The 17664-nt window shown below is 67.1% G+C and carries 10 protein-coding genes; 6 read left to right on the top strand and 4 right to left on the bottom strand.

The genetic code is table 11. The features are described 5' to 3' along the window. Positions 1–97: 97 nt before the first annotated feature. Positions 98–1405, top strand: a complete 1308-nt coding sequence (gene hemL / locus EV640_RS00380) for a glutamate-1-semialdehyde 2,1-aminomutase (RefSeq protein WP_133725446.1) — start codon at positions 98–100, stop codon at positions 1403–1405. Between the two features lie 42 nt (positions 1406–1447). Here the strand turns inward: hemL and EV640_RS00375 are convergent, their stop codons facing one another. Continuing rightward, positions 1448–2488, bottom strand: a complete 1041-nt coding sequence (locus EV640_RS00375; protein WP_133725445.1) for a zinc-binding dehydrogenase — start codon at positions 2486–2488, stop codon at positions 1448–1450. A 189-nt stretch (positions 2489–2677) separates the two neighbouring features. Beyond that, complete coding sequence (gene betC, locus EV640_RS00370; protein ID WP_133725444.1) at positions 2678–4303, bottom strand: choline-sulfatase; 1626 nt, start codon at positions 4301–4303, stop codon at positions 2678–2680. Positions 4304–4456: 153 nt separating this feature from the next. On the opposite strand from betC, the gene EV640_RS00360 reads away from it, so the two are divergent. Next, positions 4457–5485: an SUMF1/EgtB/PvdO family nonheme iron enzyme gene (locus tag EV640_RS00360; RefSeq protein ID WP_208292147.1), complete on the top strand. Its 1029-nt coding sequence runs from the start codon at positions 4457–4459 to the stop codon at positions 5483–5485. Here the strand turns inward: EV640_RS00360 and EV640_RS00355 are convergent. Next, entirely contained in the window at positions 5463–6230 is a 768-nt protein-coding gene (locus EV640_RS00355; RefSeq protein WP_133725442.1) for a 3'-5' exonuclease, read from the bottom strand. The two genes, EV640_RS00360 and EV640_RS00355, sit on opposite strands and share 23 nt — an antisense overlap. Positions 6231–6357: 127 nt before the next feature. Here EV640_RS00355 and EV640_RS00350 point away from each other — a divergent pair, with 127 nt between their 5' ends. From EV640_RS00350 to EV640_RS00335, 4 genes are read left to right on the top strand one after another with little or no spacing between them, the layout of a single operon-like run. Further along, on the top strand, positions 6358–9888 hold the full coding sequence (locus tag EV640_RS00350; RefSeq protein ID WP_166645822.1) for an ATP-dependent DNA helicase: 3531 nt from the start codon (positions 6358–6360) through the stop codon (positions 9886–9888). Next, positions 9885–13556, top strand: a complete 3672-nt coding sequence (locus EV640_RS00345) for an ATP-dependent helicase (protein WP_133725440.1) — start codon at positions 9885–9887, stop codon at positions 13554–13556. Before EV640_RS00350 ends, EV640_RS00345 begins: the two co-directional genes overlap by 4 nt. A 56-nt stretch (positions 13557–13612) precedes the next feature. Beyond that, positions 13613–14011 (top strand): (deoxy)nucleoside triphosphate pyrophosphohydrolase, encoded by a 399-nt coding sequence (locus tag EV640_RS00340; protein WP_133725439.1) that lies wholly within the window; start codon positions 13613–13615, stop codon positions 14009–14011. Next, the gene (locus EV640_RS00335) at positions 14008–16959 is read left to right on the top strand and encodes a DUF3427 domain-containing protein (protein WP_133725438.1); all 2952 of its coding nucleotides are present in this window, start codon (positions 14008–14010) and stop codon (positions 16957–16959) included. Before EV640_RS00340 ends, EV640_RS00335 begins: the two co-directional genes overlap by 4 nt. Here the strand turns inward: EV640_RS00335 and EV640_RS00330 are convergent. After that, positions 16956–17645 carry a TenA family protein gene (locus EV640_RS00330; RefSeq protein WP_133725437.1) on the bottom strand — a complete coding sequence of 230 codons (690 nt, stop codon included), beginning with the start codon at positions 17643–17645 and terminating at the stop codon, positions 16956–16958. The two genes, EV640_RS00335 and EV640_RS00330, sit on opposite strands and share 4 nt — an antisense overlap. Between the last annotated feature and the right edge of the window lie 19 nt (positions 17646–17664).

The raw sequence follows: 17664 nt of genomic DNA, 5'->3' as shown, positions 1-17664 counted from the left end.
AGCGCACCGGCCGAGAACCGGCCGACGCGCGAACCCACTGACGAACCCCGCACCGACGCCGGCTTCCCGCCGGTCAGCTGAAAGGACCCGCTCCGCGATGACCACGAACCAGGAACTCTTCGACACCGCCCGCGAGATCATGCCCGGGGGAGTGAGCTCCCCGGTCCGCGCCTTCGGCTCGGTGGGCGGCACCCCGGCGTTCATGGTCTCCGCCGACGGGCCCTACCTCACCGACGCCGAGGGCACCCAGTACGTGGACCTGGTCGGATCCTGGGGGCCAGCGCTGCTGGGGCATAAGCACCCTGCGGTGATCAAAGCCGTGCACGACGCGGTGGACGCCGGACTCGGCTTCGGCACCTCCCACCCCTCCGAGGCGCGGCTCGCCGAGCTGGTCCGGCGTCGGGTCCCCGGCGCGGAGATGATCCGGATGGTCTCCACCGGCACCGAAGCCACCATGACCGCGATCCGGCTGGCCCGCGGGGTCACCGGGCGCAACATCGTGGTGAAGTTCGCCGGCTGCTACCACGGGCACTCCGACGGGCTGCTCGCCGCCGCCGGCTCCGGAGTGGCCACGCTGGGCCTGCCGGGCTCCGCAGGGGTCACCGAGGCGCAGGCCTCCGAGACCATCGTGGTGGAATACAACGACCGCGCCGCACTGGAGGCCGTCTTCGCCGAGCACGGCGAGCACATCGCTGCGGTGATCACTGAAGCCACCCCGGCCAACATGGGCGTGGTGGTCCCGGAAGCAGGCTTCAACAGCTTCATCCGCGAGATCACCCAGCGCCACGGGGCCCTGATGATCTTCGACGAGGTGATGACCGGATTCCGGATCACCGAGGCCGGCTACTGGGGTGCCTCCGGGCGGGTCGAGGGCTGGGAGCCTGACCTGTTCACCTTCGGCAAGGTCATCGGCGGCGGACTGCCCACCGCCGCGCTGGCCGGTCGACGCGAGGTCATGGAGCACCTGGCGCCCACCGGCCCGGTCTACCACGCAGGCACGCTCTCGGGGAACCCGGTCGCGATGGCAGCCGGGGTGGCCACCCTGGAACACGCCACCGCAGGGGTCTACGCGCACGTGGATCAGAAGGCCCAGATCGTGGCCGACGGGGTCACCGCCGCGCTGAGCGAGGCCGGGGTGGACCACACGCTGCAGAAGGTCGGCTCGCTGTTCTCCGTGGCCTTCGGCACCTCAGCCACCGGGGTGCACAACTACGCCCACGCCCAGGCCCAGGAGACCTTCCGCTACGGACCGTTCTTCCACGCGATGCTCGACGCCGGGGTCTACCTGCCGCCGAGCGTGTTCGAGGCCTGGTTCCTGTCCTCAGCCCACGACGACGCCGCGATCGGCCGGATCCTGGAGGCACTGCCCGGCGCCGCGAAGGCCGCCGCGCAGGCGCAGCCCTGAGGGTTCAGGCCTGAGGCGCTGGCCCTGAAGCCTCAGGGGTGATCACGCGAGCCTGGGGTTGATCATCGTCATCCCCGGGGTCACGGACCGCTGCATCCCGGGCAGCAGCCTGGCCGCCTCCTCGAGCCCGACCACGCGTTCGATGAGGTCCTGCGGGCGCAGCGCACCGCTGCTGATCAGCCCCAGCATCCCGGGGTAGTCAGCGGCGGCCATGCCGTGGCTTCCCAACAGGTCAAGCTCCCAAGCGATCGCGCGGGCCATCGGGACCTGGGAGAGACCGGTCTTGGTGGGCAGCAGTCCGATCTGTACATGCCGACCGCGCCGGCGCAGGCTCAGGATCGCGGCCGCGCAGGTCTGTTCGCTGCCCACGGCGTCCACTGAGACATCGCTGCCCTCACCGGTGGCCTCACGCACCGCCGCCGGGACGTCGCGTCCGTCGGCGAGGATCACGCGATCGGCCCCGAGGTCCTTCGCGGCCTGGAGGGCGTCGGGGCTGCGGTCCACGGCGATCACCTGGGCGCCGAGCGCCTTGGCGATCATCACCGCGCTGAGCCCGACGCCACCGGCGCCCACCACGGTGATCCATTCTCCGGCGCGCACCGCGGCACGCACGGTCAGCGCCCGGTAGGCGGTGGCGAAGCGGCAGCCCAACGCCGCCGCGGCCTCGAAGGAGACGGCCTCCGGGATGGCGACAAGGTTGGTGTCCGCGGCGTGCAGCGCCACATGCTCCGCGAAGGATCCATCGTGGGTGAAGCCGGGCTGCTGCTGGTTCGGGCACACCTGGGCGTTGCCGTTCCGGCACCAGTCGCAGGCGCCGCAGCCGCACACGAAGGGCACCGTCACCCGGTCACCCACCGACCAGCGCTGCACCCCGGAGTCCACCGCGGAGATGACGCCGGCAAGCTCGTGGCCGGGCACATGGGGCAGGGTGAGCTCCTCATGTCCGGCCCAGGCGTGCCAGTCGCTCCCGCACAGGCCGGTGGCATGGACCTCCACGACCACCCCGCCCACCGGGGGAGTGGGGTCGGGCACCTCTCGGACGTCCAAGGACCCTGCGATCTCATCCATCACCATTGCGCGCATGAGACCGAACTTTACCGAACGCCGACTCGCCGCCCCTGCCCCATCCCTGGGGCGACAACGGGCGGAATGCACCGAGATTCACCGGTCATTCCACCCGTTAGCGCCCCAGGGGTGAAGGCCTCAGCCAAGGAAGCCCCGCAAGCCCAGGGAGCTCAGGAGGCCGGAACCTCAGGGAGCCGGGAGCTCAGCTCAGCAGGCGCCCTCGCGGATCGTGCCGTACTCCAGGGCGCCCCAGAAGTCCCCGCGCACATAGCGCTGCTCGGGCTCCGGGTTGTGGTCGAAGGACCGTTTCCGCCCCATGCTCAGGGCTTCGGCGACGAGCCGGCGCTGATCCTGACTCTCCAGGATCCCGGCCTCCAGCGCCTCCATGTCATAGCGGGAGTCCAGCTCGCCGCGCAGCCGCGCCACGGTGCCCGCATGCTGGTCTTCGCGGGCCGCATTGTGCAGCTCATGGGGGTCCGCGGCGAGGTCGAAGAGCTGATCCACGTCGCCCGGGCAGATCACGTACTTGTACTGCCCGCTGATGATGCTCAGCTGCGGCCGGTAGGTGCCCTCCGCGAGGTACTCGATGATCACCGGACGGTCCTTGGGCCCGATCTCGCCAGTCTGCTCACGCCTGGCGATCTCAAAGACGGAGTCCCCGGCAGCCTTCGGCGACGGGGCTCCGGCCAGGTCCACCAGTGTGGGCATCAGGTCCAGCAGCGAGACCGGGGTCTGATGCCGGCCTCGGGGCACCAGGTGCTCCGGACCGGAGGCGATCAGCGGCACCCGGGAGGAGCGCTCATAGGGCGACATCTTGTACCAGAGGCCCCGCTCGCCGAGCATGTCTCCGTGGTCGGCGGTCACCAGGATCACGGTGTTCTCACTCAGCCCCAGGGAATCCAGGCGCTCGCGGATCCGGCCCACGTGGTCATCGATGTAGCTGACCGCCGCGTAGTAGGCGCGCCGGGCGTTGCGGACCTGCTCCAGGTCCGGGTAGCGCTGGTCGAAGCCGCTCATCGCGCGGAGCCGATGGCTGTGCGGATCCTGCGCGATATCGGGCACCTCGGGGTGTGCCGGGTCAGGGATCTCGACGTCGGCGAACCGGTCCCAATGCTCCTGCGGCGGCTCATACGGGTCATGCGGGTGGATGAAGCTGCTCACCATGAGGAACGGCTGCGCCTCCTCTCCGGCCGCGGCGGCCGCCTGGTTCGCGCGGACCCGGTCATTGAGGTGGCGCAGCGTGCGAAAACCGACCTCGTCGTCGAAGTCCTGCTGAACCGAGGCCTTGGAGACCCCGGCGGTGAAGACCGCGTCGGCGTCGTGGTACCACTGCAGCTTCTGCTCCAGCGGCAGCGTCCAGTCCGGGACCATGTCCAGGTCAGCCGGGTAGACGTCGGTGGTCAGGCGCTCTTCGAACCCGTGGTGCTGATCTGCCCCGACGAAGTGCATCCGGCCGACCAGCGCCGTGTGATACCCGGCGTGACGCAGTCGGTGCGCGAAGGTCGGCACCGAGGACGCGAAGTCATCCCCGTTGTCGAAGCAGCCCAGGTCAGAGGGCATCACCCCGGTCATCATGGAGGCGCGGGAGGGCGCGCAGAGCGGCGAGTTGCAGTAGGCGCGATCGAAGACGGCTCCGTCTTCGGCGAGTGCATCCATGTGCGGGGTCTTCGCGGCGGCGTCGCCGTAGGCGCCGAGCGCCTGGGCGGCCATCTGGTCAGCCTGGATGACGACGATGTTCGGAGGTGAGACGGTGTCAGGAGGTGAGACGCTGGAGGAGTGCTCGGGCGGAGACACGGTTCCGGTGTGGTGTGAGATGTTCTGGTCGTCAGACATAGTGTGTCCCTCCTTCGTGATGAGCACTGAGATGGGCGTGAAGCGCGCAGAAGTGCAGGCGGCGCGCTGTGCCAGGCTACAGGTCATCTTCCGCGGAATTCCGGGGGATCCGAGGGCCTGCGACGATGATCAGGTGACAGACAGGGGAGCAGAATGACCGACGCACAGCACCGTTGGGCACCCGCGTCCTGTTGCAGCCCGCCACGCCGGGAAACTGTCAGCGCCGCCCCGAGGGCCGCATCGAACGGCACCGCGAGCACCACCCCGACGACGCCGGTCGCGCCGGACTCTGCCGCGAAGGCCGCACTGGTCGTCCAGCTGGCCGCCGCGGCCTCCTCCGAGCTGTCGATGATCGGATTCTCCGCCGATGAGTTCCGAATGGGCTCCGTGGACCCGCAGGCCTACCCGGAGGACGGTGAGGGCCCGGTCAGGTCCGTCCGCGTCGAGGCCTTCGCGATCAGCTCCACCACGGTGACCGTGGCGCAGTTCGCACAATTCGTGCAGGCCACCGGGCACCTCACCGACGCCGAACGTCACGGGGACGCCCTGGTCTTCCAAGGGCTGCTCGCTCGAGAGCTGCGCGACGCCGCCCCGGCCCCAGAGCCCTCCACCCCGTGGTGGCGGCAGGTGCGCGGCGCCGCCTGGTTCGCGCCCGAGGGGCCTGGGTCCACCGCTGCGGGGCGGGAGGATCACCCGGTGACGCAGGTGTCCCGGCGCGACGCGCAGGCCTATGCCAGCTGGGTCGGGGCTCGGCTGCCGAGCGAGACCGAATGGGAGTACGCCGCGCGCGGCGGACTGGACCAGCAGCCCTACCCCTGGGGGGCAGATCGGGACCCGGGTGGGCAGCGCCGGATGAACATCTTCCCCGGCGAGTTCCCGGAGGGGCTCGTAGGGGAGATCGGCACCCGACCGGCGGAATCCTTCGCGCCCAACGGGTATGGGCTCTTCAACACCACCGGCAATGTCTGGGAGTGGACGGCCTCGGGGTTCACCAGAGCTGATGGCAGCGCGTCAGGGTCTTCGCGGTCCGGAGCGTATCCAGTGATGCGCGGGGGCTCCTATATGTGCCACCGCTCCTACTGCCGGCGCTACCGCACCTCAGCGCGCACCTCGGCCTCGGCGGACACCTCGCTGGGTCACACCGGGTTCCGGCTCGCGTTCACACCGGCCAGGCCGGGCTGACCTCGGCGTCGGAGCGGGTGCGGCGCAGGTATTCCTGCAGGTCCGCGGCCTGTCCGACCTTCCATCCGGCCTGGAGCCGGTGCAGCTCGGGCGCCGGGATCTGCAGCTGCGGGAACCGCTCGGCCTGCGCGCAGGCCACCTCCACAGCGGCCCAGGCGTCCGGGGTGGCCGAATGGGCGGCGTCGAGCTCGACCTCATAGTGCAGGCACATTTGGCTCAGCGTGCGTTTGCCGCGACGGTACTTGTCCACCTGCTTATCGATCACCAGCGGGTCGATGACCCCGACCGGCTCGGTGAACTCGACCCCGTGGCGCAGCGCCTCCTGCTGGAGCACGGTGAAGTCATAGGGGGCATTCATCACCACCACGGAGCTGCCCGCGGCGAACTCCTGCGCCAGGGCCGTGGTGATCTGAGCGACCGCCTCGGCCGCGGGTTGCCCGTTGGCTTGGGCGTATTCGGTAGAGATGCCGTGGATCGCGGTGGTCTCGGCCGGGATCTCCACACCCGGATCGACCAGCCACTCCCGAGTGCGCACGCGCTGGGAGCCGGCACCGGGGGAACCCTCGACTCCGGTCTCGGCGCCGGTGCTGCCCTCGGCGTCGTCGAAGATCACCAGCGCCGCGGAGACGATCCGCGCCACCCGGGGGTCCCGGGAGGTGGTCTCCAGGTCGAAGCCGACCCGGCGGCGGGTATGCCAGGACTCGCTGCTGGGGGTGATCTCGAAGAGGGTGGGGGTCTCGGCCATGGCTCTACGGTAGCGCGCGGGTCGGACATGGCCGCGGACATCACCCTGAGCCGCTGCGGCCGCGTGGCGACGTGGGGTTGAGCTATTGCGCGAAGCCATGTCCGGGGGCTCTGATTGAATGACCCTCATGGAGTTCGATCAGTCCCAGCATCAGGTGCTCGCCGCGGCCGAGCGCCCCGGACATGGGCCGATCCTGAGTTTCGGCGGTCCCGGCAGCGGCAAGTCGACGCTGGCGGCGGAGCTGGCGCTGCGCCATCTGGAGTCCGGGCAGGACTCCTCCCGGCTGTTGCTGCTCTCACCGACCCGCGCCACCTCAGCGGTGCTGCGCGAACAGGTCGAGGCGGCCTGGGTCGCCCGGGACACCAGCCCCCGCGGCGGGTCGCTCTCGGAGCAGCCCTCCCGCTCCTTCGCCTCCTACGCCTTCTGGCTGTTGGGGGAGGCCCGGCGCCGGGAGATCCTCTCCTTCACCGCGCGCCGGCCCCGGCTGCTCTCCGGGGCCGAGCAGGACAGCATCATCCGTGAGCTGCTGAGCTCGGATCCCGAGAGCGGGATGCCGCCGCTGAGCTGGCCGGCCTCCTTGGCGGAGGCCGCGGACACCGACGGGTTCCGCAAGGAGATCCGCGAGCTCTTCGACCGCGCCGCGGAGTATGGGGTCTCACCCGAGCAGCTGCGCGGCCTGGCCGAGCAGTGCCGACGCCCGGAATGGGCTGCCGCCGCTGAGCTCTACCAGCGCTACCGCGAGGACCTCGACGCCGGAGCCAACGCCGACGCCTTCGACCCGGCGGGGCTGATCAACGAGGCTTGTAATCTGCTCGAGGAGAACCCTGAGTTCCTCGAGACCGAGCGCGAACGGCTGCGCCGGATCATCGTCGATGACCTGCAGGAAGCCACCCCCTCGGTGTACCGGCTGCTGCGCCTGATCGGCGCCGGCGCTGACGTGCTGGCCTTCGCCAGCCCCGAGACCGCGGTGCAGGGTTTCCGCGGGGCGCGCCCGGACAAGCTGCGCAGCTGGACCGTGGCCCCGCGCCGAGTCACGGCCCAGAGCGTGCTCGGGCTGAATCCTGAGACCGACGCCGAGATCGATGGCATCGTGCGGCGCAGCATCTCCGGATCGATGACCCCAGACCCGCATGGCGGCCTGCCCGGGGTCGAGCCCAGCGTGATGGTGCTCGAGGGAAACCACCGGATCACCGATGCGGTGGGCCGGGCCTACGCGCGGGCTCTGCGCCGGATCTCCCCGGCGGGACCCCAGCAGCCGCGCCAGCGCTGGCTGCAGCTGCTCAGCGAGCCCACCGCTGAACCGGCCGACGCCGAGCCCGGGCCCACCGAGGCCGGGTCCTGCGCCGTGGAGATCGTGCCCGGGGACTACCTGGCCGAGCAGTTCGTCCTGCAGGAGGTCCTGGACCGACACCACCGGCACGGCGTGCCCTTCGATGAGATCGCGGTCATCGCCCGCAACGGCGCGCTGCTCAAACGGCTGGTGCGGATGTTCCAGACCCAGGGCGTCCCGGTGCGTCAGTCCATGAGCGATGTGATCCTCAACCAGGAGTCCGCCGTGGCCCCGCTGCTGCGCGTCCTGCATCTCGTGACTGCTCGGCCGGAGCCCGAGGCCGAGCACCCCGTGCCGCTTCCCGAGGTGCTCACCCTGCTGACCAGCCGGTATGGCGAGACCGATTCGATGACCCTGCGAAGTCTGCGCCAGGTGCTGCGCAGCCAGGAGCGCCGCCGGCTGCGCGCCGAGGCAGAGGTGTCCGAGCCGCGGAGCTCCGATGAGCTGCTGGTCGCCGCGGCGAACAATGCGGGGGATCCGGTCTTCGAAGCCGTCCGCGCGCAGTCCCGCTTCCAGCACCTGACCCGCGGGCTGGAGCGCGTCGCCGCGATGCTCGCCGCCGGACACGCCGCCGCCGGGCCCGCCAGCGGGCCTGAGGAGCTGCTCTGGGAGATCTGGAGCGCCGCCGATGTCAGCCGCCACTGGGCGGGTCTGACCCGGTGGTCCAGCGCCGAGGGACGCCGGGCCGATCACGATCTCGACGCGGTGATGGCGCTGTTCCAGGCGGCGGAACGCTTCTCCGACCAGAACCCCGGGGCCTCCGCGCTCGCGTTCGTGGACCACATCGAGCGGCTCGAACTCCCCATGGACACCCTGGCCAAGACCTCCGCAGTGGACGCGGCGATCGAAGTCCTGACTCCCGCCAGCGCGGCAGGCCGGGAGTTCGACACCGTGATCCTCACCGGACTCCAGGAAGGCGCCTGGCCGAACCTGAACCCACGTGGAGCGCTGTTGGGCAGCGGGCACCTGGTCGACGTCGTCGAGGGCCGCGCCGATGCCTCCGCCCAGTCCCTGCTGGTGAAACGGATGAACGTGCTCCAGGACGAATACCGGCTCTTCGCCTCCGCGGTCTCCCGGGCGAAGAACCGGCTCTACGCCGTGGCCGTGCACGCCCAGGAGGAGAGCCCCTCGATGCTGCTGGACCTCGTGGTCCCGCCGGGGGAGCGCACCGCCCGCAGCGGGGCGATCCCACGCCCCATCACCGCCCACCGGCTGATCGCCGAGCTGCGCCGCCACCTGGAGATCAGCATCCAGGCCGAACTCGACGACGCCGCCGAGCCTGCCCTCTCCGGGTCCGGCCCTGCCAGGTCGAGCCCTGCCGGGTCCAGCCCTGGCGATCCCACGATCGATGAGACCACCGAGACTCAGCGCCGGGCGGCGGCCCGGGCGCTCGCCGTGCTCGCCGAGGGTGGACTCATCGGCGCGGAGCCCGACACCTGGTGGGGCCTGCCCGAGCTCAGCACCACCGCACCGCTGCTGGAGCCCGAGGACACCGTCCGGGTCTCCCCGTCCTCGGTGCAGAGCGCCATCGACGCGCCGCTGCAGTGGTTCACCGGTGCCGCCGGTGGCGTCGAGGCCACCGATTTCAGCCGGATGCTCGGCTCGCTGATCCACGAGATCGCCGAGCACCACCCGGCGGAGACCGACCGCGAAGTGCTGGGTGCCGAGCTCGACGCCCGTTGGGACAGCCTGGGCCGCGAGGAGGGCTGGGAGACCGAGAAGGACCGATCCCGCGCCCGGGTGATGCTGAAGAAGCTCGCCGGCTACTTCGGCCACGTTCAGGGTCAGGGCCGCCAGGTGATCGCCCGAGAGCTGCAGGTCGAAGCCAGCCTGGAGATCCCGCTGCCCCCGGAGGAACCCGGTGGGTCCGCCCAGATCAGGTCCGTGGAGATCCGCGGCGTGATCGACCGTGTGGAACGCACCGAGGCCGGTGAGCTCTTCGTCATCGACCTCAAGACCGGTCGCCACCAGCCGACCAAGGCTGAGATTCTCACCCACGGACAGCTTGGCTCCTATCAGCTGCTGGTGGCGTTGGGAGCAGTGGACCGCGCACTCATCGAGACAGACGACGTTCAGGACTCCGCCCCTGCCCCGTCCGGCGGCGGTGCGGCGCTGCTACAGGTGGGCACATCCGCGAAGGCCTCGAACCTGCAGCGGCAGGAGGCGCTCGATGCCGACGCCAGCTGGCCGCTGGAACAGCTGACCCAGGCCGCCGAGGTGATGAGCGGTCGGGTGTTCTCGGCATACCACTCACCGAATCAACAGCGCTGCCTGGTCGGCTCGCTCTGCCCGCTCTGCGAGAACACGAAACAGGTGACCCAGCCATGATGACTCTGGAGACCATGCGCTACAGCGCCCGTGACATCGCTGATGCGCTTCAGCGGGACACCCCCGCCGAGCACCGGCATTACCCCACTGCCGAACAGCAGGCCGTGATCGAATCCGGGTTGGCCCCGATGCTCGTCGTCGCTGGTGCCGGGTCGGGCAAGACCGCCACCATGGCCGACCGCGTGGTCTGGCTGGTCGCCAACGGGATCGTGCGTCCGGACCAGATCCTCGGGGTGACCTTCACCAAGAAGGCCGCCGGAGAGCTGCGTGAACGAATCACCCGGAAGCTCGAGCAGCTGCTGGAGGCGGAGCTGATCTCCCCGGCCGATGTGGTGCCCGTCGAGGTCTCCGACACCGTGGAGCACGCCGACATCTCCGAGCTGCTCGCCCCCGCGGTCTCCACCTATCACTCCTACGCGAACACGCTGGTGACCGAATACGGCCTGCAGATCGGCCTGGAGCCCGAGACCCAGCTCATTGGAGAGGCCAAGGCCTGGCAGCTGGTCCACCGATTGGTCAGCGCCTACGACCGCGCCGAGGTCCTCGTGGAGGCAGAACAGTCGGCAGGCAACCTCGCCGGATACGTGATGCGCCTGGCCGGAGACTGCGCCGAGCACCTGCAGTCCCCGGAGGCGGTGGAGGCCCACCTCGACGTCGAGCTGGCCCGAGTAGATGCCTGGCAGGAAGCCGGCGCCGAGCTCAAGGGCAAGCAGATCGATCTGGTCCGTGCGCTGCGGGTGCGCCGCGAGATGGCCGAGCTGGTCCGCCGTTATCAGGAGAAGAAGCTCAGCGAGGGGCTCATGGACTACGGGGACCTGCTGCGCTTCGCCGCCCAGATCGCACAGGACGTCCCCAGCGCCGGGGAGGCCGAGCGGGAGAAGTACAAGGTGGTGCTGCTTGATGAGTTCCAGGACACCTCCTACGCGCAGCTCGCGCTCTTCAGCAGCCTCTTCGGCGCCGGCGGCTCCGGTAGCGGGACGGGCCACGCGGTCACCGCCGTGGGGGACCCGAATCAGTCGATCTACGGGTTCCGCGGCGCCTCCGCCGGGCAGCTCTTCGACTTCCCGCAGTCCTTCCCCGCCGTGGACCCCGTCACGGACCAGCGCCGTCCCGCCGCGCTGCTGCAGCTCACCATCGCCTGGCGCAACGGCGAGCGGATCCTCGATGTCGCGAACCGGCTGGTGACACCCTTCGCGCCGGACGCCGCGGACTCCCTCGACAAGCCATGGCGCGCGCACAACGCGCACCTGCGTGGTCAGCTCAAACCGCTGAGCCCACCCGACGGCGCCCACACCGCCACCGTGCGCTACGGCTGGTACACCTCAGACATCGAGGAATCCCAAGCGATCACCGAACAGCTCAGTGCCGTGCTGCAGCTCGACGCCGAGCGTGACCCGGACCATACTGCCCCGAGCTGCGCGGTGCTGGCCCGAACCCGCGCCCAGTTGGAGACCATCGCCGAGCAGCTGCGTCTCGCTGGACTGGACTACGAGCTGGTCGGACTCTCCGGGCTGCTGAGCACCTCAGAGGTGGCTGAGGTGCTCGCCTACCTACGGGTCATTGCCGACCCCGGCCGCTCCGACGCGTTGATCCGGATTCTCGCCGGGGCCCGGTACCGGATCGGCCCTCGCGATCTGCTCCAGTTGCAGCGCTCCGCCCGCGATCTGGAGGGTCTGCGACTGCGCGCCCCCGCCTCCGAGCAGCCTCAGGGCAGCGAGCAGTCGGGGGAGGGAGTCACCGACGCCGAGGACCGGTATGAGTCCACCGAACTGGAGATGGACGAACGCGCCTCCCTGGTCGAAGCGTTGGAGCGGCTCAAGGACTCCCCGGACCACGCCGAGCGGCTCGGCCTGTCCGCCGAGGGGCACCGTCGGTTGCTGCTGGCCAAGGAACAGATCCGCCGGCTGCGCCAATGGGCCACCCTGGACCTGGGCGTGCTGATTCAACGCATCGTCAGTGACACCGGCCTCGACATCGAGGTCGCGGCCCGGCCGTGGGAGGAACAGCACTACGCCGCACGTCAGCTGGACGCGCTGATCGATCAGGCCGAGAGCTACGCGGCGACTGAGACCACCCCGGACCTGCGCAGCTTCCTGGACTGGCTGGACGCTGCCCAGGAGAAGGAACGTGGCCTGGAGCAGGCGGATGTTGAACCGACCCCGGGCGCGATCCAGCTGATGACCATCCACGCGTCTAAGGGACTTGAATGGGACGTGGTCGCCGTGGCCGGGCTGCGCGAGGACAAGTTCCCCAGCGCGAAGGCCGACCGGTGGACCGGCAGCAATGGCATGCTGCCGGCACGGCTTCGCGGAGATCGCCGCAGCATCCCGCAGTGGGAGTCCGAGCAACCCGATCTGCGCTCCTGGGCCGTATCGGCGGGCGTGGGCGACTGGAAGCAGTTCACCGAGGACAACCGGGTCTTCACCCAGGACGTCAAGGACTTCAGCCGGGAGGAAGAACGGCGCCTGGCCTATGTCGCGGTGACGCGCGCGAAGAAGCTTCTGCTGTGCACCGGTGCCTGCTTCTACGGCACATCCGCCGGCAAGGAACCCTCAGAGTTCCTCGAGGAGATCCGCGAAGTGGCCGATGGCTTCGGCGACGCCTCGGCGGCGTTGGAGTGGGCAGAGGTTGCCGATATGAAGGATAACCCGGTGGGCAACGACCTCTTCGGCGCACAGTGGCCCTATGACCCGCTGGCTCCGCTGCCGATCGGCCGCTACCGCCGGCAGGTGGCAGAGGGCGAGCAGGCCACGCTGCCGCAGATCAACACGGTGGAGGTTCCGAAGGTCCAGCCCGGTCGCCGTGCCGCGCTGACCCGGGCCGCCGTGCTGGTGGAGCAAGCCACCGCCGATCGCGCGCAGCGCGAGACGACGTCCGCCGAAGAGGGTGAGGCGGCTCTACCGCTGACTCCTTGGGAGCAGGAGGCCGAATGGGTGGTCGACCGGGCGCGTGAGCAGCAACGGGGGACTGGAAAACCGCATTTCCCGGCGCACATCAGTGTCTCAAGCGTGGTGGGCATGGCCCGCAATGCCGAGTCCATGGCCGAGTTCGCCCGACGCCCCGTGCCGGTGAAACCCTCCCAGGCGGCACGCCGCGGCACTGTCATGCATGAATGGATCGAGGAGTTCTACGAGACCCGCAGCAGGCTGCCCGGGATCGAGGAGCCGCACCGAGGCGACGAGGACCTCGACGACGCCTTCGACCTCTCCACGGTCAAGGAACGCTTCGTGGCGACCGAGTGGGCGCAGCGACGCCTGTACGCGGCAGAGATCCCGGTCGAGACATCCCTGGACGGTGTCGTGGTCCGTGGCCGCATCGACGCCATCTTCGGCAAGGACGCCGCCGGGCAGGACCTCACCGCGGCTGACTTCGAGCGCTGGGAGCTGAAGTCGGCGGAGGACCGGAATGCTCAGATGCAGCAGTGCACCTGGGACCTGGTCGACTGGAAGACCGGCATGGTGCCTACCGGCAAGGACCTGCGCGAGAAGCAGATCCAGCTGGCGGTTTACCGGCTGGCCTTCCACCGGCTCTACGGCGTGCCGCTGGAACAGATCGGAGCGTCGTTCTTCTACGTCGAGCACGGCGTGACCGTGCCAGGAACGGATCTTCCGGGGGAGGAAGCGCTGAGACAGTACATCTACGCTGCTCGGCAATATTTCGGCGGGTGAAGGAAGAACTTCCATAGGATGATCAGAACACCATGGATGGTTCTCAGAGGGGGCGTGTGAAAAAGGAAATCAACGTTGTAGGCGCAGTAATCGTCGATGACGGGAAGATACTGTGCGCTCAGCGGGGTCCGGAAGGCAGTTTGCCCGACATGTGGGAGTTCCCAGGCGGGAAGATTGAGTCTGGTGAAACTCCGCGTGAAGCCCTGCAGCGCGAAATTACTGAAGAACTTGAGTGCACCGTTCAGGTAGGCAAGAAGATCACCACCACGACCTACGAATATGACTTTGGTGTCGTCACCCTCACTACCTTCTTCTGTGAGCTCATGTCGGGCACACCGCGGCTGATAGAGCATGCCGACGTTGTGTGGCTCAGGCCAGGTGACCTAGGGGCCCTCAACTGGGCTCCTGCGGACATCCCTGCGATTGAGATCATTCGGGGAGCCGTCACCTCATGATCAACCGCCCCGATCTGTTTCACGCGGAAAATCAACTAGCGCGCGACGTCAATCGGGGGTTTATCAGCGCGGACGGCACAATGTTGGGGAGATACTCTCCGGAACTGGTTCTGAATGATCGTCAAAGAGGAACCACTATCTTGCGCACCATTCGGGAACAACTCCGACTGAGTCGTTCGTTTTTCTTCTCAGTCGCCTTTATTACTCCTGGCGCGTTGGCGATGCTCAAGCAAGATTTGCTCGATTTCGACGGCCACGGACGGATCGTTACCTCGAATTACCTGAACTTCAACGCTCCCAACACTTTCGAGGACCTCCTACATTTGAAGGACCTCGGGATCGACGTGGAAGTGGGGCTCCACAGATCCCGGGCATTCCATCCCAAGGGGTACGTGTTTCAGCGTCACAAGAGCGTGACGGCTCTTGTGGGAAGTGCGAATCTCACGGAATCCGCGTTGACGCGAAACCACGAGTGGAACATGAAGGTTTCTGCAGGACCGGACAGTCAGCTGGCCGCCCAGCTTTCCGCGCTGGTAGCCAACGAGTTTGCTTCTACAAGTCCGCTCAGTTCCGCTTGGATCGAGGCATATCGCAAGGCGTTCGACGCGATAAAGATGCAGGCGCGATCCACCTCTCGGATCGACCTTCGTACAGACGAGGAGATGACTGATCCTCGAATCACCGACGCTGATCGCGTGGAGGTTCAGCCCAACGCCATGCAAACGGAGGCGCTGGAAGCCATCGAGGCAGTGCGGGTGGCCGGGCATGACCGAGCACTCGTCATTTCGGCGACGGGGACGGGCATGACCATCCTGTCCGCCCTGGATGTACGGTCCGCCTCTCCCCGAAGGCTGCTGTTCGTCGCGCACCGTGAACAGATTCTGGACAAGGCGATGGACGAGTACAAGCGAGTTTTGGGTGGACCTAGCGAGGACTACGGAAAGCTCGCCGGGACCGTCAAACAACTGGACAGGCGGTACGTGTTCGCCACCGTCCAGTCTCTCGCCAAACCAGATGCCTTGCGACAGCTTTCGCCCACCGACTTTGACTACCTACTCATCGACGAAGTGCATCGCGCCGGGGCGGCGTCATATCGCCGCGTCCTCGACTATCTCAAGCCAGACTTCGCGCTGGGGATGACCGCAACCCCGGAGCGCAACGATGGGACGGACGTTTACGAGCTCTTCAATTACAACGTTGCCTACGAGATTCGACTCGATGATGCATTAGAGGCAGACATGCTCAGCCCCTTCCACTACTTCGGCGTTCCTGACGCAGTCTTCCACGACGGTTCAACAGTGTCTGACCGCACTGAGTTGCACCGGCTCTCTGGAGCAGAGCGGGCATCGCACATTATCGATGCCATCGATAAGTACTCCCAACAAGGCGTCCCAACCCGTGGTCTCATGTTCTGTAGCCGGAAAGACGAGGCACATGCTCTCTCGGCAGAGTTGAACCAGCGTTCCATCAGGGGTCACTATTTGCGAACTACCGCATTGACCGGCGAAGACTCTATTGAGACGCGTGAGAACGCCGTGAGGCAGTTGGAACTGGGAGAGCTCGACTATCTACTTACAGTCGACATCTTCAACGAGGGAGTCGATATCCCGTCCATCAACCAAGTCATCATGCTGCGTCAGACGCAGTCGGCAATTGTATTCGTTCAACAACTTGGCAGAGGTTTAAGAAAAGCACCAGACAAAGACTACCTAACAGTCATTGACTTTATTGGTAATTATGCGAATAATTACCTCATCCCGGTTGCCCTATTTGGGGACAAGTCTTTGAACAAAGAGTCTCTGCGGAAGAACCTGAACGCCGCCGAGGAAGGTGGCGTCCTGCCTGGCATGTCGAGTGTCCGGTTTGATGAAATTGCACGGGAGCGAGTGCTTCGGGCCATCGCTGACGCCAAGATGGACCATCTGCGGCGCCTGCGGGAAGAAATCGAACTGCTCCAACAGCGACTAGGTCGGCTGCCCCGGCTCTGGGACTTCGTTGAGAATGAGTCGGTAGATCCCGTGGTCCTCGCTACCCGTCTCGAACATTTTCCCGCGCTCGTTGCTAGGACTCTCAAAGTGCCATCAGGGCTGACTTCAGCTGAGTCTCGAGCACTGCAACTGTTGTCTCACGAAGTGTTGCCGGCCAAACGGCTGCATGAGGCGCTCATGCTCCGCGAGCTCTTAGACAATCGGGAAGTCACTGAAGACGAACTGCGCAGAGTAGTTGCGGATCAGGAGCTCCCTTCAGAACTAGCGGTCCTCCAGAGCGCCCAGGCCACCTTCACTCTGGAGGGCTACAACCAGGGAGATCGAGCTCGATACGGTGCCCCACTCGCGAAGCGCACCCAAGACGGGAGTCTACGACTGCTCCCGCACATCGTTGAGGCGTATAAGAGTGATTCGCCTTTCAGTAACTACGTCGATGACATCCTGAAGACAGCGACACATATCAATCGGGCCTACTTGCCGAGTCGCCCTTTCACGCCCGGCATGAGGTACTCCCGACGGGACGTTGCCCGGCTGCTTGGATGGGATCGCAGCAGCGCATCGACGATATACGGCTACCGCACCGATCTTGCTTCAGGTCAGTGCCCCATCTTCGTTACGTTGCACAAGGAGCACGACGTCGAGGCGAGCGTGGCATACGAGGATGAGTTGATTGATCCCAGTGTCATGAGATGGTTCACCCGAAACCGTCGCTCGCTGGCCAGCAAAGAAGTACGAGCGATCGTCGAGAACTCTGTAGATCTCCATGTTTTCGTGAAACGCGACGACGCTGATGGGACCGACTTCTTTTACCTTGGTCAAGCTCAGTCAGAGGACGCGGAGGAAACAACCATGGCAAATAAGACCGGCGCGCCATTGCCCGTGGTTCGAATGTTGCTACGTTTCGGCAAACCTGTCCCGCGCAGCCTCTATGATTACTTCCACCCCACCTTGACGGCTTAGAACGCGTACGCCGCATCGAAGAACGCCCGCTCGATCGCCACGACCCGCGTCCACCGTGCGGACAAGCGCGCGCCGTCCTCGGATCCCAGCGACGGGGCAATCCGGTTGAGCTCATCGATCAGGAACTGGGTCCACTCCCGAAACTCCTCGCCGCGGTGCAGATCGATCCAGTCCCGGTGTTTCGCCGCCTCGGGTAGCAGCAGGTCCCGCTGACCCCAGTCCAGATACAGCCACTCCGCGATCACCAGCACCACCAGCAGGTCCGCGTAGTTTCTGGACCGCGCCACCTCCCACATCTGTCCGATGAACTCCTCCGTGGGGTCTTCAAGATGAGGGCTGACAACATCGGAAGCGGGCACGCCGAGCTCGGCGAAGCTCTGCTGGAAGTACCCGTCCTCATCAGCGGCGAGCATCCCGAGCTGCGCGGCGAAGCGCAGGCGGGCCGGCTTGGAATCGGTGGTGGCCACGCAGGCCCCCAGCATCGCCACGAAGGCATCGAAGAACTGGTAGTCCTGCACCAGATAGCGCGCCAGCACCGCATCGCTGAGTGTCCCCGCGAAGAGCTCCTCGACGAACCGATGATGCACCGAGGCATCCCAGTCCTCGGAAGTGGCCAGCCGGAGCTGTCCGGCGAAACTGTCCGCGGCAACGTCGGCGGTGGTGGAGAACGAGGTGGGGGAGCTCATGGGCTCAGCCTACTCACCC

The organism is Nesterenkonia aurantiaca, from assembly GCF_004364585.1.
GTDB lineage: Bacteria > Actinomycetota > Actinomycetes > Actinomycetales > Micrococcaceae > Nesterenkonia > Nesterenkonia aurantiaca.
This window is presented reverse-complemented; position numbering and strand designations above follow the sequence as displayed.